Origin of the sequence: Streptomyces sp. NPDC050422 (assembly GCF_044458665.1) — a bacterium.
Taxonomy (GTDB): domain Bacteria; phylum Actinomycetota; class Actinomycetes; order Streptomycetales; family Streptomycetaceae; genus Streptomyces.
The window spans coordinates 121,394-146,183 of sequence record NZ_JBITIE010000016.1; the positions used below are offsets into that span (position 1 = coordinate 121,394).

Below are 24,790 nucleotides of genomic sequence, written 5' to 3' on the forward strand. Positions count from 1 at the left end.
GTGGGAGCGCCGGAAGCGGTGTATGCGGGCGCGCTGTGTGCGGGGGCGGCGGCGGGTCTGGTGGTGGCCGGGCGAGGTCATGGGCCTCGGAGGGCCCGCGCGTTGTTCGGCCAGGGGGCGGAGCAGACGGCCCTTCGAGAGGGCTGGGAGAGGGGCCGGAACCGGCTCGGAGGGTGGCTGAGGGCGCGGCGGGAGTGGTTGTGCCTGCCGGTGGCCCTGATTCTGGCCGTCCTTGGTGAGTCCGTGTTGCCGGTGATCGCGGGGGTGGCCGCGGTTCCCCTGGTGCGGCGGTGGCTGAGGAGGAGGGAGCTGCGCAAGGAACGGGAGCGACGGGCCAACGGGGTGGTGGACCTGTGCGGTGCGGTGGTGGGCGAGCTGAGAGCCGGGCAGGAGCCGGGGCAGGCCCTGCTTGTCGCGGCCCATGGCGCGGGCGCGTTGGGCGTGGCATGGGCTGGGGTGTCGGCCGCGGCGCGGTTCGGGGGCGATGTCCCGCGAGCGCTGGGGCATGCGGCGTGTGAGCCGGGCCTGGAGGGGCTCGCGGGAGTGGCAGCCTGCTGGCGGGTGTCGGCGGACGGCGGTGCCGGTCTCGCGGCCGGTCTGGACCGGCTGGAGGGCGCGTTACGGGCCGAGCGGCGTCGGCGGGAGGAACTTCGCGCGCAGTTGGCAGGCGCCTGGTCGACTGTCGCCGTACTGGCTCTGCTGCCGGTGCTGGGCCTGGGGCTGGGAGCGGCGCTCGGGGCGGATCCGCTGAAGGTGTTGCTGCACAGTCCCGCCGGACTCGTCTGTCTGGTGCTGGGTGCGTCGTTCGAAGCGACCGGCCTGCTCTGGGCGACTCGGATCGTCCGTAAGGGAGAAGTGGCATGAGTGCCCGGGTCGGCGAACTCGGTGAAGTTGTCCACAGGGTGGGGATGGCGGGGCTGGCGCTGGGCGTGTGTGTCCAGCCGGCTATCGCCCTGGCTCGGCGCCGGACCGGGCAGCGGGTGCGCCGACGCGGGCAGAAGCTCCTTGCCGTGGCCCCTGCCGCGCTGGTGCCCCTGGGAGGGCGTGCAGGCCGGATGGGCATGCACCCGGGCCGGATGCGGCTGGCGGTTTCCGGCGCCGGTGCCGGTGCCGGTGCCAAGCAGTGGGCGGCGGCGGTGGGGGCCGCCCTGGCGGGCTGGATTCTGGTGGGTGGCCCCGCGGGGTGGGTGGCCGGGCTGGCAGCGGCCTACGGCGCGTGGCGGTGGCAGCGTGCGCGGCTGGGGCAGGCGCCGCGATCCGCAGCCGAGGAAGCTGCGAGTGCGGCGGAGGCGATGCGTCAGCTTCCGCTGGCGGCCGATCTGCTGGCGGCCTGCATCTCTGCGGGTGCTGGCCCACGAGAGGCCGCCGAAGCGATCGGGGAGTCGCTGGGCGGGCCCGTCGGTGAGCAACTGGCGCGTACGGCGGCGGAGATCCGGCTCGGGGGTGATCCTGCCGTCGCCTGGGGGAGGTTCGGGGCGATACCGGGCGCTGCCGCCTTGGCGCGCTGTCTGGACCGGGCCGGGTCGACCGGCGCTCCTGCGGCGGAGCCGGTGGCCCGGCTGGCCGAGGCCATGAGGGCCGAGAAGGCGAGCGCGGCGGTGGCGCGGGCCCAACGGGCCGCCGTGCTGATCACCGCACCTGTCGGGCTCTGCTTCCTGCCCGCCTTTCTGACGGTGGGCGTGGCACCCGTGGTGATCGGGCTTGCAGGAGGGCTGCTGCAGCCTTGATATCCCAAAAATTGCAAATTAGGGCGACTTCTCCAGGGAATATCTGTTCAACGGGGGTTTGAAGTGATGCGGAAAATGATGCTCTGGGCGCGAGCTGTGGCACGAAAGGTCCGAGCAGACACCGGAATGACGACCTCGGAATACGCGGTCGGAACGATTGCGGCCTGCGCGTTTGCCGCGGTGCTCTACAAGGTCGTCACCAGTCCGCCGGTCATGGCGCAGCTGCAATCGCTGCTCAAGGACGCGCTCGATGCGAAGTTCTGACGGCGGAGGCGGAGGCGGAGTGCTGGCCGGCTCCGGCGGACGCGCCGGGCGGGAGAGACGTGCCCGGGACGGGGCCGGGCCGGCCGGGCCGTCGGGTGACCAGGGAGCGGTGACGGCGGAGGCGGCCATGGTGATCCCGGTGCTGGTGGTCTTCGTACTCGCCCTGCTGTGGGCGCTGATGGCCGCGGCGGCCCAGATCCGGTGCGTGGACGCGGCTCGGGCCGGCGCCCGGGCGGCAGCCCGCTCCGAGCCGGAGGCACAGGTGAGGGAGGCCGCCCTTTCGGCGGCGCCCCGGCATGCCCGGGTCGAGGTGGAGCGGGCCGGGGAGTTGTGGCGGGTCACCGTGGCCGCACCGGCCCCGGGCCCCGGGCCGCTGGCCGTGACGCTGAGTTCCGAGGCCGTGGCGGCGGCCGAGGACCGGGTGGCGGCCGCGGGCGTGGCGGGGGCGGCGCCGTGACACGGCCCGGTCCGCGGAGGCCGCCGGCCCTGCGGCGCCCCGGGCTGCGGGTGCGCGGGAAGCGGCGGGACCAGGGGCTGGTGACCGTGTGGGCGGCGGTGACCACGGCTGCGCTGTGCGTGGTCTTCGGGGTGGTCCTGGCTCTCGGGCAGGTGGTGGTGGTCCGGCACCGGGCCGGGGGCGCAGCCGATCTGGCCGCGCTGGCGGCGGCCGACCGGGCCCTGGAGGGAGCCGCAGCCGCCTGCCGGTCGGCCCGGGAGGTGGCAGTGGCGCAGGGGGCGGATGTGGTGCGGTGCAGCGTCCAGGGGGAGATCGCCGATGTGACGGCCCGGGTGCGCCGTGGGCCGTACGCGCCCGAGGTCAGGTCCCGGGCGGGTCCGCCGACGGCGACGCCCACCGGCCGCTCGGACCGTCCGCCTCACCCGGATCCTCGGCCTTGGCCAGATCCTCCGCCTCACCCGGACCGTCCGACTCACCCGGACCTCGCGGGGCGGAGCGGAGGAGTTCCGTGAGCAGGCGAACGGCGCCGCGTTTGTGCAGGGGCTCGTTGCCGTTGCCGCACTTGGGGGACTGGATGCACGACGGGCAGCCCGCCTCGCACTCGCAGGAGGCGATCGCCTGGCGGGTGGCGGTCAGCCAGGCGCGGGCGGTGTGGAAGGCGCGTTCGGCAAAGCCGGCACCGCCGGGGTGGCCGTCGTACACGAAGACGGTCGGCAGCAGAGTGTCCGGATGAAGCGGTACGGACACCCCGCCGATGTCCCAGCGGTCGCAGGTGGCGAAGAGCGGCAGCATTCCGATCGACGCGTGTTCGGCGGCGTGCAGGGCGCCGCCCAGGATCTCCGGGTTGATCCGTGCCTCGTCGAGCTGGTCCTGGGTGACCGTCCACCACACGGCTCGGGTGCGCAGGGTGCGGGGCGGAAGGTCCAGTTTGGTCTCGCCGAGCACCTCGCCGGTGATCAGTCTGCGACGGAGGAAGGAGACGACCTGATTGGTCACTTCCACGGAGCCGTAGCAGAGCCGCCCGTCCCCCCATGGGATCTCGGTGTCGGTGTCCAGGACGGCGATGGCCGTGGTGTCGCGTGCGGTCGTCGAGTACGGCGGACTGGCCTCCTCGACCAGCGCGACCGAGTCCTCCAGGTCGAGCTTCCGGACGAGATAGCTGCGGCCCTGGTGGAGGTGGACGGCGCCCTCGTGGACGGCGGTGTGCGCGGCGGCCTCGTCGACGGTGCCCAGCAGCCTGCCGGTGCCCTCCTCGACGATCTGGACGGGGCGGCCGCCCTCGCCCCGGATGTCGGTGAGGTCGGCGGCCCGTTCGCGTCGGGTCCAGTGCCAGCCCGACGTCCGTCTGCGGAGCAGCTTCGCGGCTTCCAGCTGCGGCAGCAGCTCGGCCACGGCGGGGCCGAAGAGGGCCAGGTCGGATTCGGTGAGGGGCAGTTCCGCGGCGGCGGCACACAGGTGGGGAGCCAGGACGTACGGGTTGTCCGGGTCGAGGACGGTCGATTCCACGGGCTGCTGGAACAGGGCTTCGGGATGGTGGACGAGGAAGGTGTCCAGCGGGTCGTCGCGGGCCACCAGGATGGCGAGTGCGCCCTGGCCGGCCCGCCCGGCGCGGCCTGCCTGCTGCCACAGCGAAGCCCTGGTGCCGGGATATCCCGCGATGACGACGGCGTCCAGGCCGGAGACGTCGATGCCGAGTTCGAGGGCGGTCGTCGCGGCCAGGCCGAGCAGGCTGCCGGAGTGCAGCGCGCGCTCCAGGGCGCGCCGTTCCTCGGGGAGGTACCCCCCGCGGTAGGCGGCGACCCGGGCGGGCAGTGAGCGGTCGATTTCGGCGAGGCGTTCCTTCGCGATGACGGAGATGAGTTCGGCGGCGCGCCGTGAGCGTACGAACGCGACGGAACGCACGCCTTGCACGGTCAGGTCGGTGAGCAGATCGGCGGTCTCGGCCGTGGCGGTACGGCGAACGGGGGCGCCCTTCTCGCCGGACAACTCGGTCAGGGGCGGCTCCCACAGGGCGAAGACCAGTTCGCCGCGCGGGGAGGCGTCGTCGGCGACCTCGGTGACCGTGAGGCCTGTCAGACGGCCGGCCGCGACCGAGGGCTCCGCAGCGGTGGCCGAGGCGAGGAGGAAGACCGGATCGGCGCCGTAGCGGGCGCACAGGCGGCGTAGCCGGCGCACCACCTGGGCGACGTGCGAGCCGAAGACGCCGCGGTAGGTGTGGCACTCGTCGATGACGACGTAGCGCAGGGCGCGCAGGAAGGAGGCCCATCGGGGGTGGGACGGGAGTATCCCGCGGTGCAGCATGTCGGGATTGGTGAGCACGTAGTTGGCGTACTGACGCACCCATTCGCGTTCTTCGACGGGGGTGTCGCCGTCGTAGACGGCGGGCCGGATCCCGTTGCCCAGCGGGGCCGCCAGTTCCTTCACCGAGCGCCGCTGGTCGGCGGCCAGGGCTTTGGTGGGGGAGAGGTAGAGGGCGGTCGCCCCACGCCCGTTGGGGGCCTCTGAGCCGTCCAGGAGGGCGCTGAGAACCGGGGCGAGGTACGCCAGCGACTTGCCGGAAGCCGTGCCGGTGGCGATCACGACCGACTCGCCGTCCAGTGCGTGCTCCGCCGCGGCGGCCTGATGGGCCCAGGGGTGATCGATTCCGGCCTTCTGGATGGCGGCGATCACTTCTGGACGGATGCGATCGGGCCAGATGGCATGGGTTCCCGTGCGCGGGGGCAAGTGCTCCGTATGAGTGATGCGCGCGGACCGGCCCGCCCCTGCGGCGAGCCGGTCGAGGACCACGTCGGGAGAGGGGCGGGAGCCCCCGCTCTCGGGCGGTCGACTGGGGCGGTGATTCTTGGCCATCGGCACCGAGTGTGTCACTGGCGAGACGGACAATGGTCCCAAGGCGTCGTGCATGGCTGCCGGTAAGTGATTGAATGCCATCGCGGCTGGCGATCCGTCCCCTGGCTCCGCCGGGGAGACCGAGGGGCGACCGCTCGATAGCAAGGTGCTGGAGGATCCGTGGACCTGTCCTTGTCGACTCGCAATGTGTCCGGCCCTGGTGGCGACCGTACGGTCGTCGAGGTCGGTGGCGAGATTGATGTGTATACCGCGCCCAAGCTGCGCGAGCAGTTGGTCGAGTTGGTGAATGACGGCAGCTACCACTTGGTTGTCGACATGGAAGGTGTCGACTTCCTCGACTCCACCGGCCTCGGCGTGCTCGTGGGTGGCTTGAAGCGTGTGCGGGCCCATGAGGGCTCGTTGCGCCTGGTGTGCAACCAGGAGCGCATTCTCAAGATTTTCCGGATCACCGGTCTGACCAAGGTGTTCCCGATCCACACCACGGTCGATGAGGCCGTGGCGGCGACCGACTGACGTTCCGTCCGCGGTCGGGCCGGCTCTGGAGCCGGTCCGGCGGTGGTCGGTGCGACAGCGGTTCCGCACCAGGACAGCCGGGGTGACGGTTGCCGTTCGTCGGCGGCCGGTGATCCCGGCGGCTGGTGTGCGGCGCCCTTCCGTCACCCGTTCGGCGGTCTGCGGCTGACATTCATCTGCGGACCGGCGGCCGGTCGCCACGTGATCGGACCAGCGGTTCGGCGGTCGTCGAGCCGAACCGCCGAGCGGCTGTCGAACGGCGTTTCGGGCGACGTTTGTCGGCCGGACGGCCGGGGTGTCGTCAGGTCCGGTGGGCAGGCCGGTGAGCCTGCCGGCCGATCAGTGGCTTTGGCAGACAGAGCTTCAGGAGTACCGGGCCACCCGCTCGGCTCCTGTGGATGCACTTACGTACGTTCGAGGGGGATCGCATGGCCACCGTTGAACTCCGCTTCAGCGCCCAGCCCGAACATGTCAGAACGGCCCGCCTCGTGGCGGCTGCCGTGGCGCGCCGGGCCGGGGTCGACGAGGCAGTGCTCGACGAGGTCAGACTTGCCGTGGGGGAGGCGTGCAGCCGAGCGGTCGGGCTGCACCGCAGCCATGGCATCACGGCGCCCGTCACGGTCGTCCTGATCGAGGACGAGAAGTCCTTCTCGATCGAGGTCGGCGACGAGGTGCCCGGCCCGGGTGCCGACGGGTCGGTGCCCGGTGGTGTCTCAGGACGCCACGACGCCGCGCCAGGCGTGGGGCTGGACGAACCGGAACCGGACGCCGAAGGCGACGGCGAGGACGAGATGGGCCTCGCGGTCATCAGCGGTCTGGTCGACGACGTGGAGGTCAGGTCCGGGGCGGATGGCGGAGTGATCCGCATGAGCTGGCCGAAGACGCCTGCCACCGTTCTTCCCTGAAGCGAGCCGGACGAGCCGGACGAGCCGGGCCCCGGGGTGGTTCAGCCACCCCGACGGTGTAGTCGGCCACTCCTGATCCATTTTCCGAGGCCCTGCTGAGCAGGGCCTTTTTCGTTTCCGCCGGGTCTGCGATCTTCCAGCAATGCGTCTGCCCCATTACTGCATTCGGTCCAGGCGGAGAACTCGATCAATTGCCGTTCGGTTGATGAAGGTCAATTACATTTACCGCGCACTGTTTTGATCGTGTTCCGCTCCCTACAATCCGTCCACGTCTTGAGCGCTGAGCGTCAAGGAGGACGTATGGCGGGGTTCGGCACCACACCACTGGCAGAACTGACGCAGTTTTCCGCACTTTCCGACCCACCCACCACTCTCGCGGCCGCGGTACTCACCGATGGCAACCGCGTCATCGTGATCGTCATCGCGGTCGTCGCCGTCGCCGCATTGATCGTCGCCCAGCTGCTGGTACGCCAGGTGCTGGCGGCGGGTGAGGGCACCGAGCGCATGAAGGAGATCGCGGCGGCGGTCCAGGAGGGCGCGAATGCCTATCTGGCCCGCCAGTTGCGTACGGTCGGCGTATTCGCCGTCGTGGTCTTCTTCCTGCTTCTGCTGCTTCCGGCCGACAACTGGTCGCAGCGTGCAGGCCGTTCGGTGTTCTTCCTGGTGGGTGCGCTTTTCTCGGCAGCCACCGGATACATCGGCATGCGGCTGGCCGTACGGAGCAATGTCCGGGTGGCGGCCGCCGCGCGTGAGGCGACTCCCGCGGAAGGCGAACCGGAAAAGGATCTCACCGCGGTTTCGCACAAAGCAATGAAGATCGCTTTCCGTACGGGCGGCGTGGTCGGCATGATCACCGTCGGCCTCGGGCTCCTCGGTGCCTCCTGCGTGGTGCTCGTCTATGCCGCCGACGCGCCGAAGGTGCTGGAGGGTTTCGGGCTCGGTGCGGCGCTGATCGCGATGTTCATGAGGGTCGGCGGAGGCATCTTCACCAAGGCCGCCGACGTCGGTGCCGACCTGGTCGGCAAGGTGGAACAGGGCATCCCGGAGGACGACCCCCGCAATGCCGCGACCATCGCCGACAACGTGGGCGACAACGTCGGGGACTGCGCGGGGATGGCGGCCGACCTCTTCGAGTCGTACGCCGTCACGCTGGTCGCTGCGCTGATCCTCGGCAAGGCCGCCTTCGGCGACTCGGGTCTCGCCTTCCCCCTGATCGTGCCGGCGATCGGTGTGGTCACCGCCATGATCGGCATCTTCGCGGTCGCGCCACGACGCACCGACCGCAGCGGAATGACCGCCATCAACCGCGGATTCTTCATCTCCGCCGTCATCTCGCTCGTGCTGGTGGCGGTCGCGGTCTTCGTCTACCTGCCGTCCTCGTACGCGGAACTGGACGGGGTCACGGACGCGGCCATCACCTCGCACGGCGGGGATCCGCGGGTCTTCGCGCTGGTCGCCGTCGCCATCGGCATCGTGCTGGCGGCCCTGATCCAGCAGCTGACCGGCTACTTCACCGAGACCGGCCGGCGTCCCGTCAGGGACATCGGCAAGTCCTCGCTGACCGGACCGGCGACTGTCGTGCTCGCCGGTATCGCCATCGGTCTGGAATCCGCCGTCTACACCGCGCTGCTGATCGGGCTCGGCGTCTACGGGGCGTTCCTGCTGGGCGGTACGTCGATCATGCTGGCGCTCTTCGCGGTGGCGCTGGCCGGTACGGGGCTGCTCACCACCGTCGGTGTCATCGTCGCCATGGACACCTTCGGCCCGGTCTCCGACAACGCGCAGGGCATCGCCGAGATGTCCGGTGACGTCACCGGCGCCGGCGCGCAGGTCCTCACCGACCTGGACGCGGTGGGCAACACCACCAAGGCCATCACCAAGGGCATCGCCATCGCCACGGCCGTCCTGGCGGCAGCGGCGCTCTTCGGCTCCTACCGTGACGCGATCGCCACCGCCGTCGACGACGTCGGTGCCTCCGCCGGCGAGACGGGGCTGAGCCTGGACATCTCCCAGCCCAACAACCTGGTCGGCCTGATCTTCGGTGCCGCGGTGGTCTTCCTCTTCTCCGGCCTGGCCATCAACGCGGTATCCCGGTCCGCGGGCGCTGTGGTCTACGAGGTGCGGCGGCAGTTCCGTGAGCACCCCGGGATCATGGACTACACGGAGAAGCCGGAGTACGGGCGCGTCGTCGACATCTGCACCAAGGACGCGCTGCGCGAGCTGGCCACCCCCGGTCTGCTGGCGGTGCTGGCGCCGATCGCGGTCGGCTTCACCTTCGGTGTCGGCGCACTCGGCTCGTATCTCGCGGGCGCGATCGGCACCGGGACGCTGATGGCCGTCTTCCTGGCCAACTCCGGCGGTGCGTGGGACAACGCCAAGAAACTCGTCGAGGACGGTCATCACGGCGGCAAGGGCAGCGACGCCCATGCCGCGACCGTCATCGGTGACACGGTCGGCGATCCGTTCAAGGACACGGCCGGGCCGGCGATCAACCCGTTGCTCAAGGTGATGAACCTGGTGGCGCTGCTCATCGCACCCGCGGTGGTGCAGTTCAGCTACGGCGAGGACGCGAGCGCGGGGGTGCGTGCGGTGGTGGCGGTGCTGGCCATCGCGGTCATCGTCGGGGCGGTCTACGTCTCCAAGAGGCGGGGGATCGCGGTGGGCGACGAGGACGGTCCGGGCGGCGGTGACGGGGAGGGGGCTGCCAGGCCGGCCGACCCGGCAGCCGCTCAGTGAGCCGGAACCGGCACGGCAGGTGGCGGCCCTTGGGCGACGCCTGATCAGAAGGCGGGCGGGCTCGGCATCCTGATGCCGCGTCCGCCCGCCCGCGTATCCGCACGAGTGGGTGATCGTTCAGGTGTTCCCGTGCTCGGGAGCCGTGCGGGTGAGTTGTATCTCCCTCATTTCCCTTGGTGCAAATGGCTGCAAAAGGCCACCCATCGGACGACCGGCACCCGGATGGAGGGCGCTCGGCGTGTAAGTTCCGGGGCCGAGAGCCTTGGAAGGGACCAATCCGGTGAACAAGAAGCTTGCGGCCGCGCTGTCCGGCGGTGCGGTACTGGTACTTACGCTGTCGGGCTGCAGCGACGACAGCGGCAACAAGGTGAACGACTGGGCCAAGAAGGTCTGTGACCAGGTCCAGCCCCAGCTGCAGAAGATCGCGAACGCCAACGCCTCCATCCAGCAGCAGACCGCCGACAACAGCAAGCCCGCCGACGTCCAGAAGACCGACTCGGCCGCCTTCCAGCAGATCTCCCAGGCGTACAAGGCGCTGGGTACGGCCGTCGACTCGGCGGGCCCGCCCCCGGTCAACGACGGCGAGACGACGCAGAAGGAGGCCGTGAAGGAGCTCAACGCCTCCTCCGTGGCCTACGCGAACCTGCAGAAGAAGGTCGACGACCTGGACACCAAGGACCAGGCGAAGTTCGCCGACGGCCTCAAGGGCATCGCGGACGAGCTGAACAAGATCAGCACCAATGGTGACCAGGCGCTGAAGAAGCTCCAGTCCGGCGAGGTCGGCACCGCGATGGCCAAGCAGAAGGGCTGCCAGAAGCCGACCGCCTCGGCGGCGCCCTCGGCCGACGCGTCGAAGGAGGCGACGCCGTCCAAGGAGGCGTCCGCCTCGCCCAGCAAGAAGTCGTAGCGGGCCCGCGACCGGCCCGGCGCCCCTTCGGGCGGCCGGGCCGCTGCCGTTGTCAGTGGCAGCCCTCACAATGGGGCATGTGAGTAAGACCAGCCTTCCCGCAGCAGACCACGCGACCCGGCTCCGCGAAGCCCTCCTCGCCGCCGCCTTCACCGCCGACGGGCTCCTCGACCTGCTTGGCGCACCCGCCTATGCCGCGCTTGCCCGCAGCGAGACGGTCCCGGCGCTGCGGGCCACCCGCGGCGACGCACCGCTCGACACGCTCGTGCGCCTCTTCCTTCTTCAGCGCCCGGTCCCCGCCGGGCGGGCGGCCGCCGTGCTGCCGCTGGCGGAGTGCGTGGCCGACGGATGGCTGACGGAGGCGGACGGTGAGGTGCGGGCGACGGTCGATGTGCGGCCGTACAGCGGGCCGGAGGACCAGGACTGGTTCATCGTCTCCGACCTGGGCTGCGCGGTGGGCGGCGCGGGCGGGATCGGTTCGCACGAGGAGGGCGTCGTCCTCGGGATCGGCGGGGCCTCCACCACCCTCGCCGGGATCACCGTCCGCAGGCCCGTCGCCTCCGCCCTGGACGTCGGTACGGGCTCCGGCATCCAGGCGTTGCACGCCTCGCAGCACGCCACCCGGGTCACCGCCACCGACCTCAACCCACGTGCCCTCGACTTCACCCGGCTCACCCTGGCCCTGTCCGGCGCCGCCCAGGCCGACCTGCGCGAGGGTTCCCTGTACGAGCCCGTCGGCACCGAGACGTACGACCTCATCGTCTCCAACCCGCCCTTCGTCATCTCGCCCGGTGCCCGCCTGACCTACCGCGACGGCGGCATGGCGGGCGACGACCTGTGCCGGACCCTGGTGCAGCAGACCGGCGACCGGCTCAACGAGGGGGGATACGCCCACTTCCTGGCCAACTGGCAGCACACCGAGGACGAGGAGTGGCAGGACAGGCTGCGGTCCTGGGTCCCGCAGGGCTGCGACGCCTGGATCGTGCAGCGCGAGGTGCAGGACATCACGCAGTACGCGGAGCTGTGGCTGCGCGACAGTGGCGACCACCGCACGGACCCCGCGCAGTACGCCGCGCGGTACGACGCCTGGCTCGACGAGTTCGAGGCCCACGGCACGAAGGGGGTCGGCTTCGGATGGATCACGCTGCGGAAGTCCGCCGCGGCCGCGGCCGGGGAACCCTCGATCGTGATCGAGGAGTGGCCGCACGCGGTGGAGCAGCCGCTCGGACCGGCCGTCGAGGCGCACTTCGCCCGCCAGGACTACCTGCGGGAGCAGGACGACGCCGCGCTGCTGGCCGCGCACTTCACCCTCGCCGCCGAGGTCGTGCAGGAACAGGTGGGGCTGCCGGGGGCCGAGGACCCCGAGCACGTGGTGCTGCGTCAGAACCGCGGTATGCGACGCGCGACGAAGGTCGATGCGGTCGGTGCAGGGTTCGCCGGTGTGTGCGACGGATCGCTGCCCGCCGGGCGGATCCTGGACGCCATCGCCCAGTTGATGAACGAGGACCCGGTGCTGCTGCGCGACCGCACCCCGCAGGCCATTCGACTGCTGGTCGAGGAGGGCTTCCTGGAGCCCCTGCCCCAGGCCGGCCGGATGGCCGGATGATCTGTATCGAGCTGGACCAGGCGTCGCTCGGCGCGACACGGATCGCCATCAGCCCGCTGTGGGACGCGTTCTGCAGCCTGCATCTGGCCATGCCCCACCGCACCCCCTCCCGGCCCTACGAGGAGTGGGTGGTGCGGGCCCGCGAGGTGCTGCGGGAGGACACGCGGACGGAGCCGCTGCGGCTGCTCATCGACGGCCCGCACGACTTCCCGGACTTCCTGCTGCCCCGCCCGGTCGGGGCCACGTCGGTCGAGGCGGAGCTGGAGACGGTCCGGGCCACGCCGGCCGGTGTCGTACGGGCCGGGGTCGCCGAGCACTATCCGGGACTTGAGGACGACCCTCGCATCCGCCCGTACCTGGTGGACCCCGAGGCGGCCTGTTCGGCCCTCGCCGATGCGTACGCGGCGTACTGGGAAGGCGCGATGGCCGCCCACTGGCCCACCATGCGCCGGCTCGTCGAGGACGAGGTCCTGATCAGGGCGCGGACCTTCGCCACCGAAGGCATCGACGCGTTGTTCACCGGCCTGGAGAGCCGCGCCAAGTGGACGCCGCCGGTGCTTGAGCTGACGAAGCACATCGACGCGGAATACCGGGCGGGTGAGCGCCGGCTGCTGCTCGTCCCGCTCGTCTTCGCGGAGGGCTGCCGGCTCTACTCCACGGACGACCCCGAGGTCCTGACGGTCTCCTTCCAGGCCCGCGGCGCGGGCGCGCTGCGGGAACGGTCCGCGGAGCGCCCCGAGAGCGGCGACCGGCTCGGGCTGCTGCTGGGCCGGGGCCGCGCCTCGGTCCTGCGACAACTCGGCGGGCCGCTCACCACGGCCGGGATAGCCGACCGGCTGGGGCTCGCGCCGAGCACGGTCTCGGAGCACCTGTCGGTCCTCGCCGAGGCGGATGTCGTCACCCGGCACCGGATAGGCCGCAGCGTGTACTACCAGCTGACGGGCACCGGCCGGGCCCTGCTCGCGCTGCTCTCCGGGGAGGACGTGCTGCGCGCGGTGTCCTGAGAAGCGGGAGCCGGCATCCGGGCGGGGCGGATGCCGGCTCCCGCGGGAGGATTCGGCGGCCCCCGAATTGATGGCGGGGGCGGCACGGCCGGACCTAACGTCCCCGCCATGCTTGCCATCGAGGCGAAGAACCTGCGCCGCACCTACACCAGCCGGATCGGCTTCCTGCGTCCGCACCGCATCGAGACCGAGGCCGTGCGTGGGGTCACCTTCGAGGTGGCCCGGGGCGAGCTCTTCGGACTGCTCGGCCCCAACGGCGCCGGCAAGACCACCACCATCAAGATGCTCAACACCCTGCTGCTGCCCACCTCCGGCACCGCCCGGGTGCTGGGCCACGACGTGGCGTCCGACCCCGTCGCCGTACGCCGCAGGATCGGCTACGTCTTCGGCGGCGACCGGGGTCTGTACGACCGGCTCTCCGCCCTCGACAATCTGCGCTACTTCGCCGAGCTGTACGCCGTCGAACCACGCGAGCAGAAGCGGCGGATCGCCGGACTGCTCGACCTGGTGGGCCTCACCGGCCGGGAGAAGGAGCGGGTCGAGGGGTACTCGCGCGGGATGCGGCAACGGCTGCACATCGCGCGCGGACTGCTGCACCGGCCCGATGTCCTGTTCCTCGACGAGCCGTCCATCGGCGTCGACCCGGTGGCGGCGCGGGATCTGCGGCGCACCGTGTCCGACCTGCGAGCCGGCGGCACCACCGTGCTGCTGACCACCCATTACATGGCCGAGGCGGATGAGCTGTGCGACCGGATCGCGGTCATCGCCGGCGGCACGATCCGCGCGCTGGGCACCCCGGAACACCTCAAGTCCCGGGTCCAGCAACGCGGCATCCTGGAGATCGAGGCGTACGGGGCGGGCGAGGAACACCTCGACCGCATCCGGGCCCTGACGGGCGTGCACGGGGTGGCCGCCGAGGACCGGGGCAGCAGACAGGCCGTCATCGTGCAGACAGAACGGGGCGTGGACCTGCACGCGCAGGTTCTGGCGGCGCTCGACGGGGTGCGGGTCGGGCGGGTCGTCACGCGCGAACCCACGTTGGAGGACGCCTACATCGCGATCGTCGAGGAGGCGGAGACGGGCGCTCGGGTGGACAGCCGGGTGGTGGACGCGGTCCGCGCCACGACGGCCGGGCCCGTGCAGGGCGGCTGCTCCGTCGAGGGCGGCGGTCCGGGCCAGGGCGGCGGTCCGGGCCAGGGCGGCGGTCCGGGCCAGGGCGGCGGTCCGGTCGAGGGCGGCGGTTCGGGCCAGGGCGGCGGTCCGGTCGAGGGCGGCGGTTCGGGCCAGGGCGGCGGTCCGGTCGAGGGCGGCGGTCCGGGCCAGCGCGGCGGTCCGGTCGAGGGCGGCGGTTCGGGCCAGCGCGGCGGTCCGGTCGAGGGCGGCGGTTCGGGTCACGGTGCTGAGCCCGTTGAGGCCGACGGATCCCTTCGGTCCGCCGGGTCCGTTCCGGCCGACCTTCGGGCCGCCGGGTCCGTTCCGGCCGCCGGTCCCGTTGAGGACCCCGGCCCCGTCCAGCCTGCCGCGACGGTCCGGTCCGCCGACGAGGCCGCCACGTGACGCCCGCACGGGCCCTGCGCCTGATCGTCGTCGGCGTGCGTACCCACGTCTCGTACATGAGCCGTTCACCGATCGAAATCACCTTCGCCGTCCTCGTCCCGCTGGTGTACGCGACCCTTGCCGTCTATCTCTTCCGTGCAGCCGACGACCCCGACCGGCTGCTCACGGCAGCCGTCGGCGCCGGGCTGATGGGCATCTGGTCCTCGGTGCTCTTCGGATCGGGCGGAGCCGTGCAGAACCAGCGCTGGCTCGGCACGCTGGAGACCCTGGTCGCCTCGCCCACCCCGCTCTCCCTCGTACTGCTGCCGATCACCCTGGCCACCGCCGTCATCGGTACGTACGCCATGGGGGCGACGGTGATCTGGGGCGCCGTTCTCTTCGACGTGCCGCTCGACTTCGCGCACCCGCTGCTCTTCCTGGTCGCGGTCCCCGTGTGTGTTCTGTCGCTCGGCATGATGGGGCTGCTGCTCGCCGCCACGTTCGTGCTGCTGCGCAACGCCAACGCGCTCGCCAACCCCCTGGACGCCCCCGTGTGGCTGCTGTCCGGGATGCTCGTGCCCGTCACCGTGCTGCCGGACTGGACGCGTCCGGTTTCCTGGGCGCTGCCCACCACCTGGGGCTCGCGGGCGGTGCACGCGGCGACCTCGGGCGGGGCGGGAGCGGGTGAGGTGCTGGTCCCGATGGCCGTGGCCCTGGCCCTCGGCACGCTGTACGCCGTGGTTGCCGTCCTGTTCCTGGGGCGGGTCGAGCGCCGTGCGCGTGCCGCCGCCACGCTCTCCCTCGCCTGAGACCCCTCATCCGGACCCTCCACGGCCGGAGCTCCCCTGCCCGACATCAGGAGTTGCCCCACATGTCTGTCCACACAGTGGAACCCGCCCTCACACCCGCCCGCGGTCTGCACCGGAGGACCGTTTCCGTGTTGCGGCTCGTCGTGACCGGTGGCGGCCTGTCCTACCGGGCCCTCTTCAACTGGACGACGCTGCCCATGTTCATCGGCACCCTGCTGGTCGGGCCGCTGCTGCAACTGCTGTTCTTCGTCTTCCTGGGACGCCAGCTCCAGGTCGCCGACGACCGGTTCTATCTGCTGGGCAACGCCGTCGTCTCCGCGTCGACCGCCTGCGTGTACGGCGGCACGATGGCCATCGCCAACGAACGCCGGTACGGGACGCTCGGTGCCGTGCTGCTGAGCCCTCGGAACCGGGCTCCGCTCTGGTTCGGTCGCGCTCTGCCGTATGTACTGAACGGCCTGGTCATCAGCGTGTTCACCCTCGCTGTGGCCTGCCTGCTGCTCGGGCTCCGGATTCCGGTTGGGGCGCTGCCCGGACTGGCCGCGGTCCTGCTCGCCGCCGCGGCGGGGTGCTCCGCCTTCGGTCTGGCGCTGGGGGCGCTGGGGCTGCGGTTCCGCGATGTCTTCCTCATCTCGAACGTGGCCAGTTCCGGGCTCCTGCTCCTGACCGGCGCGAACGTGCCGCGGGAGAACCTGCCGGGGTGGATGCGGGCCGTCGGGGACGTCCTGCCGATGACCCACGCGGCGGACGCGGCGCGGGAGTTGTCGGCGGGCGCCGGACTCGACGGCAGGGCCCTCGCCGCGGAACTCGCGACAGGGGCGGGGTACGTGCTGCTCGCCGTCGTACTGCTGACGGTGTTCGAACGCGGCAGCAGGCGGCGCGCGACGCTGGACGTGATGTGAATCCGGCCAAGGTCGCGGCATCTCCGCGGTGACGTGACCACCACGGCCGGGCTGTTCACCGGGAGTTCGCGTCTGCGACGTTCCGCGGTGGGAGTCTCCCCCGGAACCGGGCGGCACCGTACGGACAGACCGTGCCGGGCCGCGCCGGGGAACGGGGAGGCGTACGGGCATGGAGAGCGGACCTGCTGTCTTCGCCGGAACGGTGTTCGCACTGTTCGGCGCCGCATTGCTGCTGTGGACGGGGGCGCGTGTGCTGCACCGTGCGCCGGTGGCGCACGGGGTGAGCCCCGTCGTCTCCACCGCACTCGCCACTGTGTTCGGCGTACTTTTCCTCGTCCTCGGAGTGTGGTGCCTCACCCGTATCTGAACCCGCGCCGACCCCGGCCGCCCCGGGCGGGCCGGGGAACACGCCCGGGGACCGCCCGCCCCCGGGGCCTCTCGCCCGGATCCTGCCGGGCCCGTCCCCGGCACCCGCAGGGCGGCCACAGCACCGCCGAAACCCGCAGGCAGGGGCCCCGTACACGGCGGACCGAGCGGGCCGGGCGGCAGGAATGGCGGAAGTCGGGTTACCGTTCGAGTGGCCGTTGCGGGCTTTTGCCGTTTGACACGGGGGCGGGTTGTACCGTCACACTCCGCAGCGACAGCACCGTCGGCAGCGCCATCGCGCTGCCCGGATGCCCACCGAGCGTCGACCGGAGAGAAGAGCGAAGTTGTCCCCGACCAGCGAGACCGCACAGGGCGGCCGCCGACTCGTCATCGTCGAGTCGCCTGCCAAGGCGAAGACGATCAAGGGCTATCTCGGCCCCGGATACGTCGTCGAGGCGAGCGTCGGGCACATCCGCGACCTCCCGAACGGCGCCGCCGAGGTGCCGGACGAGTACACCGGCGAGGTACGCCGTCTCGGCGTCGACGTGGAGAACGACTTCCAGCCGATCTACGTCGTCAACGCCGACAAGAAGGCCCAGGTCAGGAAACTCAAGCAGCTGCTGGCCGAGTCCGACGAACTCTTCCTCGCCACCGATGAGGACCGCGAGGGCGAAGCCATCGCGTGGCACCTGCAGGAAGTGCTCAAGCCCAAGGTCCCGGTCCACCGGATGGTCTTCCACGAGATCACCAAGGACGCGATCCGGGCCGCCGTCGCCAACCCGCGCGAGCTCAACCAGCGCATGGTCGACGCCCAGGAGACCCGCCGCATCCTCGACCGTCTCTACGGCTACGAGGTCTCGCCGGTCCTGTGGAAGAAGGTCATGCCGCGGCTGTCGGCGGGCCGCGTCCAGTCCGTCGCCACCCGCCTCGTCGTCGAGCGGGAGCGCGAACGCATCGCCTTCCGTTCCGCCGAGTACTGGGACCTGACCGGCACCTTCGCCACCGGCCGCTCCGGTGATGCCTCCGACCCCTCGACGCTCACCGCCCGCCTCAGCGCGGTCGACGGGCGCCGCATCGCCCAGGGCCGCGACTTCGGCCCCGACGGGCAGCTGAAGCAGGGGTCCGCACAGACGCTGCACCTCGACGAGACGAACGCCCGCGCCCTGGCCGCCGCGCTCGCCGACTCCACGTTCGCCGTACGGTCCGTCGAGTCGAAGCCGTACCGCCGCTCCCCGTACGCGCCCTTCCGCACGACGACCCTCCAGCAGGAGGCGAGCCGGAAGCTGGGCTTCGGGGCGAAAGCCACCATGCAGGTCGCGCAGAAGCTGTACGAGAACGGCTTCATCACCTACATGCGTACCGACTCCACGACCCTCTCGGAGACCGCGATCACCGCGGCCCGGGCCCAGGTCACGCAGTTGTACGGGGCGAACTACCTGCCGGACAAGCCCCGCACGTACGCCGGCAAGGTCAAGAACGCGCAGGAGGCGCACGAGGCGATCCGCCCCTCCGGGGACCGCTTCCGCACCCCTGCCGAGACCGGCCTCACCGGCGACCAGTTCCGGCTGTACGAGCTGATCTGGAAGCGGACCGTCGCCTCCCAGATGAAGGACGCGGTCGGTAACTCCGTCACCGTCAAGATCGGCGGCCGGGCGAGCGACGGCCGGGACGCCGAGTTCTCCGCGTCCGGCAAGACGATCACCTTCCACGGCTTCATGAAGGCGTACGTCGAAGGCGCCGACGACCCGAACGCCGAGCTCGACGACCGCGAGCGCCGGCTGCCGCAGGTCGCCGAGGGCGACGCGCTGACGGCCGACGAGGTCACGGTCGACGGGCACGCCACCAAGCCGCCGGCCCGCTACACCGAGGCCTCGCTGGTCAAGGAGCTCGAAGAGCGCGAGATCGGCCGCCCGTCGACGTACGCCTCGATCATCGGGACGATCCTCGACCGCGGCTACGTGTTCAAGAAGGGCACGGCGCTCGTACCGTCGTTCCTCTCCTTCGCCGTGGTCAACCTGCTGGAGAAGCACTTCGGCCGGCTCGTGGACTACGACTTCACGGCCCGCATGGAGGACGACCTCGACCGCATCGCGCGGGGCGAGGCCCAGTCCGTGCCGTGGCTGAAGCGCTTCTACTTCGGTGCGCAGGAGGGCGACGACGCGGCCGGTGCCGGGAAGGCCTCCGACGCGGGCAACGGCGACGGCGACCACCTCGGCGGGCTCAAGGAGCTCGTCACCGACCTCGGTGCGATCGACGCGCGGGAGATCTCCTCCTTCCCCGTCGGCAACGACATCAAGCTGCGGGTGGGCCGGTACGGCCCGTACATCGAGCGCGGCGAGAAGGACTCCGAGGGCCACCAGCGCGCGGACGTCCCCGAGGAGCTGGCACCCGACGAGCTGTCCGTCGAGTACGCGGAGGAGCTGCTGGCCAAGCCGAGCGGCGACTTCGAGCTCGGCGCGGACCCGGTGAGCGGGAACCAGATCATCGCCAAGGACGGGCGTTACGGCCCGTACGTCACCGAGGTGCTGCCCGAGGGCACCCCGAAGACGGGCAAGAACGCGGTGAAGCCGCGGACGGCTTCGCTCTTCAAGTCGATGTCGCTGGACACGGTGACGCTGGCCGACGCGCTGAAGCTGATGTCGCTGCCGCGTGTCGTCGGCGAGGACGCCGAGGGCGTCGAGATCACGGCGCAGAACGGCCGCTACGGCCCGTACCTGAAGAAGGGCACGGACTCGCGGTCCCTCACCTCCGAGGACCAGCTCTTCGACATCACGCTCGATGAGGCGCTCGCCATCTACGCCCAGCCCAAGCAGCGCGGGCGGGCCGCCGCCAAGCCGCCGCTTAAGGAACTGGGCACGGACCCGGTGAGCGGGGCTCCGGTCGTCGTCAAGGACGGGCGCTTCGGCGCGTACGTCACCGACGGCGAGACGAACGCGACGCTGCGGACCGACGACAGCGTCGAGGACATCACGCCGGAGCGCGGCTACGAGCTGCTCGCCGAGAAGCGGGCCAAGGGGCCGGCGAAGAAGAAGACGGCGAAGAAGGCTCCGGCAAAGAAGGCGCCGGCCAAGAAGGCGACCGCGGCGAAGAAGACGGCTACGGCTGCGAAGAAGACGACTGCGGCCAAGAAGACGACGACTGCGGCGAAGAAGGCTCCGGCAAAGAAGGCGCCGGCGAAGAAGGCGGCTTCCGCGGCGTCTGCGGAGGACTGAGCGACCTGGGGCTCGGGCCCCTGAACCGCGCCGGAGGGGCTGGACCGGTGTCCAGCCCCTCCGGCTTTGTCGCGTCCTGGGGCGGGGGCCGGAGAGGGGCCGGCCCGGCCGGTCTGCGGTCGTATGTTCGGACGCGGGCCCCGGGCACCGCCCTGCTCCCGATAGGCTGGGCGGATGACGCGAGCCGAGCAGCCAACGGTCGTGAGCCCCACCTCCGACACACTTGCCGCAGACTCACGCGAGCGCGCCGTACGAGCCCTGTTGCGTGTTCCCCCGCTGAAGCGGTTGTGGAGCGCGCAGCTCGTCGGCAGTACCGGCGATGCACTCGCCCTTCTCGTGCTGGTGTTGCTGTCGCTGCAAGCGGCGGTCCTTGAGGGCTCATTCGGATCCGGATACCGCGGGGCGGCCTTCGCCGTCGCCGCCGTCTTCGGGGCCCGGATTATTTCCACTCTGCTCTTCGGAGCCGTACTCCTGGGGCCGCTGACGACCCTGACGGCGCCAGGCGGGCCGCTCGACCGGCGGTGGCTGATGATCGGCGCCGACGGGCTGCGGCTCGCGCTGCTGGTCGTCGCGCCCCTGTGGATCGACTGGACGCCCGACAAGGCGCTCATGATGATCCTCATCACCGTCTTCGTCACCGGCGCGGGCGAGCGGCTGTGGACGATCGCGAAGGACGGCGCGGCGCCCGCGCTGCTGCCCGCACCGCCGATCGAGGGCGCCGCGGTGCGCCCGCTGCCGGATCACATGGACGCGCTGCGCCGGCTCTCCCTGCGTACGGACTTCGCCGCCGTTCCCGCCGCCGCGGCCGTTCTGCTGGTTGCCACGCTCATCGGGAATCTGCTGGGCTCGGGCCTGGAGTGGTTCTCGTTCCACCAGGCGGCCCTCGGCTCGTACGTCGCGGCCGGGCTGTTCTCCGCCTCGATCTCCACCCTGTACTTCCTGGAACTGCCCGGTACGACGACGCCCCGTCCGCGTTCGCCCCTGGAGGGGCTGCGACGGCCGTCCGCCGGCAGCGGACCGGACAAGGGACGCACCGGTGCCGTCCCGCTGATCGTCGCGACCTGCGCCGCGGTGGCCGGGGCGATCGCGGTCGCGGCCGCCGTCGCCGTACTGCACGCCGCCGACCTCGGTGGCGGTCCCGTCACCTTCGCCCTGCTGATCCTCGCCCTGACCGGTGCCACGGGCGTCGGCATCCGCACCGCGCAGAAGGTGCTGCCGGCCCTGTCGCGCCGCCGGCTGCTCTCCTTGGCCACCGCCGTCACCGGGGTCGCCCTCCTGGCGATGGGCCTGGTGCCGGACACGGCGACCGTCGTCCTGATCGCCGTGCTCGCCGGCTACGCGGCGGGTGTCGCAGCGAGCACCGGCCATGTGCTCGTCGACCAGGAGACCGAGGAATCCCGCCGGGCCCGGACCACCGAGCACCTCCAGGCCGTCGTCCGGGTCCTGGTCGCGCTCGGCGCGGTCGGCGGCCCGCTGGTGGCCGCCGCCATAGGCACCCACCGGCTGACCGCGGGCGACTTCGTCTTCGCCCACGGCGGCGCCGCCTTCACCCTGATGCTGATCGGCGCCCTGCTGCTGCCGGTCGCCGCGATCGTCCTGGCGAAGACGGACGACCGTTCCGGAGTGCCGCTGCGCCGCGACCTGCGCGAGGCACTGCGCGGCGGAGACCCGGCGGTCGCACCCGCCGCCACCGGCTTCTTCCTCGCTCTGGAGGGCGGTGACGGAGCGGGCAAGTCCACCCAGGTCGAGGCGCTCGCCGAGTGGATCCGCGCCAAGGGCCACGAGGTCGTCGTCACCCGTGAACCGGGTGCGACCCCCGTCGGCAAGCGGCTGCGCTCGATCCTGCTCGACGTGTCGTCGGCCGGCCTCTCCAACCGCGCCGAGGCCCTGCTGTACGCCGCCGACCGCGCCGAGCACGTCGACTCGGTCGTGCGTCCGGCGCTGGAGCGCGGCGCGATCGTCATCTCCGACCGATACATCGACTCGTCCGTCGCCTACCAGGGCGCGGGCCGCGATCTCGCGCCGACCGAGATCGCCCGGATCTCGCGCTGGGCGACGAGCGGACTCGTACCGCATCTGACGGTCCTCCTGGACGTCGACCCGCAGACCGCGAGGGAACGGTTCACCGAGGCGCCCGACCGGCTGGAGTCCGAGCCGCCCGAGTTCCACGCCCGGGTGCGGTCCGGATTCCTGACGCTGGCCGCCGCCGACCCGACCCGCTACCTGGTGGTGGACGCCGGCCAGGAGCCGGAGGCGATCACCACGGTCGTACGGCACCGGCTCGACCACCTCCTTCCGCTCTCCGAGGCCGAGATCAAGGCCCTGGAAGAGGCGCGCAAGGCCGCCGAGGAAGAGGCCAGGCGCCTCGCCGAGGAGGAGGCCGCGCGCAAGGCCGAGGAGGAGCGCCTGGAGCGCGAGCGGCAGGAGCAGCTCGCCAAACTCCGCGCCGAGGAGGAGGAGCGCAAGCGCCGCGAGGAGGAGGAAGCCCGCCGGCGCGAGGCCGAACGGCAGGCGGAGGAGGCCAGGCAGCGTGCCGAGGAGGCCCGCCGCGTCGCCGAGGAGGAGCGCGCCCGGATCGAGGCCGAGGACGCGGCCCGCGAGGCCGAGCAGGCGCGGCTTCGCCGCCAGGCCGAGGAGGAGGCCCGGCTGCGCCAGGAGGCCGAGGCCCGGCGCCTGGAGAAGCAGCGCAAGGCGGAGGAGGCACTGCTCCGGGCCGAGGCGGCCCGCAGGCAGGCAGAGGCAGAGGCCGCTGCCGCCGCAGAGAGCGCCCGTGCTCAGGCTGCGGCCGCCCAGGCGGAGGCCGATGCCGAGGCGGCAGCGGCCGCGCAGGCTTCGCGTGCCGCCGCGCAGTCCGAGTCGTCTGCGCGGTCCACACGGTCCACGCAGGCCGGGCCGTCCGAGTCGGACAGTGAGCTGACGGTGCCGACGCCGATCGTCAACCCGAACGAGATCACGCAGCCGGTGCCTTCCCCCGTGGATCCGCAGTCCGGTTCGGGGCGGCCCCGCAGCGCGTCGCCGTCCGCGCCCTGGCCTTCCGACGAGGCCGAGACGCCGATGATCCCGAAGATCTCCGACGCCTCCGGACACCCCGGTGCGGCGGACGAGACGGCCGTGCTTCCGCCGGTACGTGACGGGGGACGGGACACGCGACGGACCTCCGGACGGGACGCCGATCCGGCGGACCGGGTTCCGCGCGGCATCTTCCGGGACGAGCGCCCGGCGGAATCCGCACCGGAGAGCGAGAACGAGCGCACCCGCGAGTTGCCGCAGATCACCGATCCGCACGCGGACCCGCACGGGAACCCGCAGGCGGACCGGGACCGGCAGGATTCGTCCGGCCGGTCGCGGCGTCCGCGCCCGGACTGGGCGGAGGAGACCCCGCTGGACGATCTGCCCACGCTGGCGGACGAGCTGCTCGGCGATCACGACGACGAGGGCCCCGCACCCAAGGGCCGGGGGCGCCGCCCGCGGCGCTGACCGGGCCGGCCGTCGTCCGTCCGGCTGTCGGGATTGTCAGCCCCGTCCCCCACAATGGGAAGCCGGATCGACGAACGTCACGGCGACAGCCGTGGCGGGAGCCACACGGAGCCGCGCCGCCGTTCCACGGAACGGCGGCGCGGCCGCATATCACTGGAAGGGCGGTGCCCATGTCCGTATGGGACGACCTGGTCGGCCAGGACCGCGTGCAGGAGCAGCTCGGTGCCGCCGCCCGGGACGCCGACGCACTGGTCACCGCCAATTCCACGGGAAAGCCGGTGCCGCCCGGCTCGAGGATGACCCACGCCTGGCTGTTCACCGGTCCCCCGGGCTCCGGCCGGTCCACCGCCGCCCGGGCCTTCGCCGCCGCCCTGCAGTGCACCAGCCCGGACCGTGCCCTGGGCGGGGCGCCGGGCTGCGGCTTCTGCGACGGGTGTCACACGAGCCTCATCGGTACGCATGCCGACGTCGACGTGATCCGCACCGATCTGCTCTCCATCGGTGTGAAGGAGACCCGCGAGCTGGTTCGCCGCGCCCAGCTCTCGCCGGCCGTCGGCCGCTGGCAGGTCATCGTCATGGAGGACGCCGACCGCCTCACCGAGGGCGCGGGGAACGTGCTGCTCAAGGCGGTGGAGGAGCCCGCGCCGCGCACGGTGTGGCTGCTCTGCGCGCCCTCGCTGGAGGACGTGCTGCCCACGATCCGGTCCCGTTGCCGCCACCTCACCCTGCGTACCCCGTCGGTCGACGCCGTCGCCGACGTCCTCGTCCGCCGCGACGGCATCGACCCGGAGCGGGCCGCGGCCGCGGCCCGGGCCACCCAGGGACACATCGGCCGGGCCCGCCGGCTGGCCACCGACGAGCGGGCCCGTGCCCGCAGGGCGGCCGTCCTGAAGCTCCCGTTGCGGGTCGACGACATCGGCGGCTGCCTCAAGGCGGCCCAGGAGCTGATCGACACGGCCACCGACGACGCGAAGCAGGCGTCCGAGGATGTCGACGTCAAGGAGACGGAAGACATGAAGGCCGCGCTCGGCGCCTCCGCCGGCGGCCGGATGCCGCGGGGCACGGCCGGGGTGATGAAGGAGCTGGAGGACCGGCAGAAGCGCCGGAAGACCCGCACCCAGCGCGACAGCCTCGACCTGGCACTCACCGAACTGACCGGGTTCTACCGCGATGTGCTCGCCCTGCAGCTGGGTTCCCGGATCGCCATCGCCAATGCGGACGCCCAGGACTCCCTCGACCGCATCGCCCGTTCGTCCACTCCCGAGCGCACCCTGCGCCGGATCGAGGCCGTGAGCGACTGCCGCCGGGCCCTGGACCGCAATGTGGCCCCGCTGCTCGCGGTGGAGGCGATGACGATGGCGCTGCGGGCGGGCTGACACCGCCGGTCACGGCTGTACGGCTGTACGGCTGCACGGCTGCACGGCGGGACCGGCACACGGACCCACCGATCCCCGAGCCGCCCGGTACCGGTCACCGAGCCGCCCCGTACCGGTCACCGAGCCGCCCGGTACCGGTCACC

The 24,790-nt window shown here is 71.9% G+C and carries 18 protein-coding genes and 1 pseudogene; 18 read left to right on the forward strand and 1 reads right to left on the reverse strand.

The window, feature by feature from the left end:
• From ACIBJG_RS25320 to ACIBJG_RS25340, 5 genes and pseudogenes are all read left to right on the forward strand, one after another.
• A complete protein-coding gene (locus tag ACIBJG_RS25320; protein ID WP_399310806.1) occupies positions 1–864 on the forward strand; it encodes a type II secretion system F family protein in 864 nt (287 codons plus the stop codon).
• Positions 861–1,727 carry a type II secretion system F family protein gene (locus ACIBJG_RS25325; protein ID WP_399310660.1) on the forward strand — a complete coding sequence of 289 codons (867 nt, stop codon included), beginning with the start codon at positions 861–863 and terminating at the stop codon, positions 1,725–1,727. Before ACIBJG_RS25320 ends, ACIBJG_RS25325 begins: the two co-directional genes overlap by 4 nt.
• A 66-nt stretch (positions 1,728–1,793) precedes the next feature.
• Positions 1,794–1,991 (forward strand): DUF4244 domain-containing protein, encoded by a 198-nt coding sequence (locus ACIBJG_RS25330; protein WP_399310661.1) that lies wholly within the window; start codon positions 1,794–1,796, stop codon positions 1,989–1,991.
• Positions 1,978–2,448 carry a TadE family type IV pilus minor pilin gene (locus tag ACIBJG_RS25335; RefSeq protein WP_399310663.1) on the forward strand — a complete coding sequence of 157 codons (471 nt, stop codon included), beginning with the start codon at positions 1,978–1,980 and terminating at the stop codon, positions 2,446–2,448. Before ACIBJG_RS25330 ends, ACIBJG_RS25335 begins: the two co-directional genes overlap by 14 nt.
• A gap of 119 nt (positions 2,449–2,567) precedes the next feature.
• A pseudogene (locus tag ACIBJG_RS25340) lies at positions 2,568–2,768 on the forward strand (Rv3654c family TadE-like protein); the annotation flags it as partial.
• 40 nt (positions 2,769–2,808) lie between these two features.
• Here the strand turns inward: ACIBJG_RS25340 and ACIBJG_RS25345 are convergent.
• The gene (locus ACIBJG_RS25345; RefSeq protein WP_399310665.1) at positions 2,809–5,379 is read right to left on the reverse strand and encodes a DEAD/DEAH box helicase; all 2,571 of its coding nucleotides are present in this window, start codon (positions 5,377–5,379) and stop codon (positions 2,809–2,811) included.
• Positions 5,380–5,457: 78 nt separating this feature from the next.
• On the opposite strand from ACIBJG_RS25345, the gene ACIBJG_RS25350 reads away from it, so the two are divergent.
• The 13 genes from ACIBJG_RS25350 (at position 5,458) to ACIBJG_RS25410 (ending at position 24,647) form a co-directional block, all read left to right on the forward strand.
• On the forward strand, positions 5,458–5,811 hold the full coding sequence (locus ACIBJG_RS25350) for an STAS domain-containing protein (RefSeq protein WP_003967428.1): 354 nt from the start codon (positions 5,458–5,460) through the stop codon (positions 5,809–5,811).
• Positions 5,812–6,239: 428 nt separating this feature from the next.
• Positions 6,240–6,716 carry an ATP-binding protein gene (locus ACIBJG_RS25355; RefSeq protein WP_399310667.1) on the forward strand — a complete coding sequence of 159 codons (477 nt, stop codon included), beginning with the start codon at positions 6,240–6,242 and terminating at the stop codon, positions 6,714–6,716.
• Between the two features lie 300 nt (positions 6,717–7,016).
• Positions 7,017–9,452, forward strand: a complete 2,436-nt coding sequence (locus ACIBJG_RS25360) for a sodium-translocating pyrophosphatase (protein ID WP_399310668.1) — start codon at positions 7,017–7,019, stop codon at positions 9,450–9,452.
• 280 nt (positions 9,453–9,732) lie between these two features.
• Positions 9,733–10,359, forward strand: coding sequence for a small secreted protein (locus tag ACIBJG_RS25365; RefSeq protein WP_399310670.1), 627 nt, complete (start codon positions 9,733–9,735; stop codon positions 10,357–10,359).
• A 70-nt stretch (positions 10,360–10,429) separates the two neighbouring features.
• Positions 10,430–11,965: a methyltransferase gene (locus tag ACIBJG_RS25370; protein WP_399310808.1), complete on the forward strand. Its 1,536-nt coding sequence runs from the start codon at positions 10,430–10,432 to the stop codon at positions 11,963–11,965.
• Complete coding sequence (locus tag ACIBJG_RS25375) at positions 11,962–12,969, forward strand: winged helix-turn-helix domain-containing protein (RefSeq protein WP_399310672.1); 1,008 nt, start codon at positions 11,962–11,964, stop codon at positions 12,967–12,969. Before ACIBJG_RS25370 ends, ACIBJG_RS25375 begins: the two co-directional genes overlap by 4 nt.
• 108 nt (positions 12,970–13,077) lie before the next feature.
• The gene (locus ACIBJG_RS25380; RefSeq protein WP_399310674.1) at positions 13,078–14,526 is read left to right on the forward strand and encodes an ATP-binding cassette domain-containing protein; all 1,449 of its coding nucleotides are present in this window, start codon (positions 13,078–13,080) and stop codon (positions 14,524–14,526) included.
• Positions 14,523–15,314 carry an ABC transporter permease gene (locus ACIBJG_RS25385; RefSeq protein WP_399310675.1) on the forward strand — a complete coding sequence of 264 codons (792 nt, stop codon included), beginning with the start codon at positions 14,523–14,525 and terminating at the stop codon, positions 15,312–15,314. The genes ACIBJG_RS25380 and ACIBJG_RS25385 overlap by 4 nt, the downstream gene beginning before the upstream one ends.
• 62 nt (positions 15,315–15,376) lie before the next feature.
• Positions 15,377–16,216 (forward strand): ABC transporter permease, encoded by an 840-nt coding sequence (locus ACIBJG_RS25390; RefSeq protein ID WP_399310677.1) that lies wholly within the window; start codon positions 15,377–15,379, stop codon positions 16,214–16,216.
• 169 nt (positions 16,217–16,385) lie between these two features.
• Positions 16,386–16,583, forward strand: coding sequence for a hypothetical protein (locus tag ACIBJG_RS25395; protein WP_362554178.1), 198 nt, complete (start codon positions 16,386–16,388; stop codon positions 16,581–16,583).
• Between the two features lie 343 nt (positions 16,584–16,926).
• Positions 16,927–19,794, forward strand: coding sequence for a type I DNA topoisomerase (topA, locus tag ACIBJG_RS25400; protein ID WP_399310679.1), 2,868 nt, complete (start codon positions 16,927–16,929; stop codon positions 19,792–19,794).
• A 174-nt stretch (positions 19,795–19,968) separates the two neighbouring features.
• A complete protein-coding gene (gene tmk / locus ACIBJG_RS25405; protein WP_399310681.1) occupies positions 19,969–23,271 on the forward strand; it encodes a dTMP kinase in 3,303 nt (1,100 codons plus the stop codon).
• A gap of 170 nt (positions 23,272–23,441) precedes the next feature.
• The gene (locus ACIBJG_RS25410) at positions 23,442–24,647 is read left to right on the forward strand and encodes a DNA polymerase III subunit delta' (RefSeq protein WP_399310683.1); all 1,206 of its coding nucleotides are present in this window, start codon (positions 23,442–23,444) and stop codon (positions 24,645–24,647) included.
• The last annotated feature ends 143 nt before the right edge of the window (positions 24,648–24,790 follow it).

Excerpts from the sequence above, each read along its gene's own strand:
- ACIBJG_RS25325 (WP_399310660.1), top strand. The coding sequence starts at position 861 with ATGAGTGCCCGGGTCGGCGAACTCGGTGAAGTTGTCCACAGGGTGGGG.
- ACIBJG_RS25330 (WP_399310661.1), top strand. The coding sequence starts at position 1,794 with ATGCGGAAAATGATGCTCTGGGCGCGAGCTGTGGCACGAAAGGTCCGA.
- ACIBJG_RS25335 (WP_399310663.1), top strand. The coding sequence starts at position 1,978 with ATGCGAAGTTCTGACGGCGGAGGCGGAGGCGGAGTGCTGGCCGGCTCC.
- ACIBJG_RS25345 (WP_399310665.1), bottom strand. The coding sequence starts at position 5,379 with ATGGCATTCAATCACTTACCGGCAGCCATGCACGACGCCTTGGGACCA.
- ACIBJG_RS25355 (WP_399310667.1), top strand. The coding sequence starts at position 6,240 with ATGGCCACCGTTGAACTCCGCTTCAGCGCCCAGCCCGAACATGTCAGA.
- ACIBJG_RS25360 (WP_399310668.1), top strand. The coding sequence starts at position 7,017 with ATGGCGGGGTTCGGCACCACACCACTGGCAGAACTGACGCAGTTTTCC.
- ACIBJG_RS25370 (WP_399310808.1), top strand. The coding sequence starts at position 10,430 with ATGGGGCATGTGAGTAAGACCAGCCTTCCCGCAGCAGACCACGCGACC.
- ACIBJG_RS25375 (WP_399310672.1), top strand. The coding sequence starts at position 11,962 with ATGATCTGTATCGAGCTGGACCAGGCGTCGCTCGGCGCGACACGGATC.
- ACIBJG_RS25380 (WP_399310674.1), top strand. The coding sequence starts at position 13,078 with ATGCTTGCCATCGAGGCGAAGAACCTGCGCCGCACCTACACCAGCCGG.
- ACIBJG_RS25390 (WP_399310677.1), top strand. The coding sequence starts at position 15,377 with ATGTCTGTCCACACAGTGGAACCCGCCCTCACACCCGCCCGCGGTCTG.
- ACIBJG_RS25395 (WP_362554178.1), top strand. The coding sequence starts at position 16,386 with ATGGAGAGCGGACCTGCTGTCTTCGCCGGAACGGTGTTCGCACTGTTC.
- tmk (WP_399310681.1), top strand. The coding sequence starts at position 19,969 with ATGACGCGAGCCGAGCAGCCAACGGTCGTGAGCCCCACCTCCGACACA.
- ACIBJG_RS25410 (WP_399310683.1), top strand. The coding sequence starts at position 23,442 with ATGTCCGTATGGGACGACCTGGTCGGCCAGGACCGCGTGCAGGAGCAG.